The 1,653-nt window shown below is 67.0% G+C and carries 4 protein-coding genes; all 4 read left to right on the top strand.

Features of this window, described 5'->3' with window-relative positions; genetic code table 11:
- Nucleotides 1-101 precede the first annotated feature (101 nt).
- Nucleotides 102-698: a hypothetical protein gene (locus ACWEO7_RS39415; protein WP_452430934.1), complete on the top strand. Its 597-nt coding sequence runs from the start codon at nt 102-104 to the stop codon at nt 696-698.
- A complete protein-coding gene (locus ACWEO7_RS39410; protein WP_452430932.1) occupies nt 695-940 on the top strand; it encodes a hypothetical protein in 246 nt (81 codons plus the stop codon). The genes ACWEO7_RS39415 and ACWEO7_RS39410 overlap by 4 nt, the downstream gene beginning before the upstream one ends.
- Nucleotides 927-1,481 carry a hypothetical protein gene (locus tag ACWEO7_RS39405; RefSeq protein ID WP_452430930.1) on the top strand — a complete coding sequence of 185 codons (555 nt, stop codon included), beginning with the start codon at nt 927-929 and terminating at the stop codon, nt 1,479-1,481. The genes ACWEO7_RS39410 and ACWEO7_RS39405 overlap by 14 nt, the downstream gene beginning before the upstream one ends.
- A partial coding sequence (locus ACWEO7_RS39400; RefSeq protein ID WP_452430936.1) for an AAA family ATPase occupies nt 1,481-1,653 on the top strand: 173 nt, incomplete at its 3' end. The genes ACWEO7_RS39405 and ACWEO7_RS39400, both read left to right, overlap by 1 nt.

Here is a 1,653-nt window from a genome sequence, read left to right as displayed (position 1 = left end):
TCCCGGAGCACCGCGCAGCCGGGGCAGCGCCGCTTCGGCGGCAAGGGAATGTGCGAGCCCTGCTACCAGGAGCAGCGCCGCCAGTCCCCGAAGGCCGCGTCATGACCTTCGCAACCCATGACGAGATCGCCGCGGAAGCGATCCGTTTGGCCGACAAGATCCGCACCGATCCCCGGGAACTGCATGAGGACCTGGCGAAGTGGTGCCGCGACGAGCCGGAGAAAGCCGCTCAGGTCTTGATGTGCTTCGCAGCCTGGACCGACCCCGACGACCCCGACACCCTCGGGGACCGGGCCGAATCCGTGGCCGAGGCTACCGCGATCGCCGATGAGCGTTCCGCACCGTCCCGGCCGGTGTTCGTGGAGGTGATCCTGCGTGAGGACATCACCACCCCGACGGGGATCCTGCCGAAGGCCAGCCGCCACCTCGGCCTGCCGGAGCCGGGCGGCATGTGGTCGGTGTGGGTGTCCAACACCCGCGTCGCCGTGGTCCCAGAGTCGGCGATCCATGCTGGCAAGAGCCACCGGACGACGCTGCTGAAAGCCGAGCACGCGAAGGAAGAGTACTGGTTCGCCCGCAAATGGCTGAGCTACGACCACGATTCGGCTGTCCGCTGGCTGGAGGAGCAGTACCGGGTTTCGCTGCGCCAGTTGGAGCGGTGGGGGCTGACCATGACCGCGCTGGGGGTATCGGCGTGACCTTCATCCACGACTACGCGGACTGGCGGTACGCGCTGCCGGTCAACGGGTTCAGCGAACCGGTATTCGAGCTCGACCCCAGTGGCGGAATCCGCCTGACAGGCAATGAGGTCGACCACGACACGAAGGACCGCTACGCCGTGTTCGGCGGGATGTGGTCCGCCGACGACATCGACATCCTGGCCGACCGCCTGAAGGCGATGGTGGCCCATTCACGGAAGGAGCGCCATGGAAGGCGCTGAAGTTCAGCCCTGGACCGACGGAGATATCTCCTACCGCATCGTCATGCTCGCCACCCTGGTGGACGTGGCGATGGAGGAGCTGAAGCGGACGAAGGAGATCGCCGCCAGCCGGTACAGCAAGGGCACCACGATTCCCGCGTGGACGGCGAACGCTGACGGGGAGGACATCAAGCTCGGCTCGGTCAACAAGAGCAACCCGAAGCCCAAGGCCGAGGTGCGCGACGCGATGGCGTTGGACGCCTACATCGTGGCGGAGTTCGAGGATGAACTCGAACACGATGTGGTGCTGGGCGATCCGGGCGCGATCCTGCCGGTGCTGATCGAAGCGGGCCGCAAAGACCTGTTCAGTGAGGTCCGGGTGATCCCGGACTGGCTGCGTAAGCGGGTGATCACCAGCGCGCTGAACGGCAACACCATTCCGGGCGTGGAGGTGGTCCGCCCGTCGGGGACGGTGTCGGCAACCAAGGACCGCGCCGCGGTCGAAGAGGTCCGCCGCCTGCTGTCCGCCGCTCGTGTGCCGCTGCTGGGAATCGAGGCGTGATGGAATTCGAGGAAGCTACGAAGGAAGCCGCCAAGGCGCGCATCGCCCTCACCGGGCCATCGGGCGCCGGGAAGACCTACACGGCGCTGATGCTGGCGTTCGGGCTGGGCGAGAACGTCGCGGTGATCGACACCGAGCGTGGATCGGCGTCGAAGTATGTGGGGCGCAACGG

This window comes from Nocardia sp. NPDC004260 (genome assembly GCF_053603155.1).
Note: the sequence above shows the minus strand (reverse complement) of the source record. Positions and strands in the feature narration are given on the sequence as shown.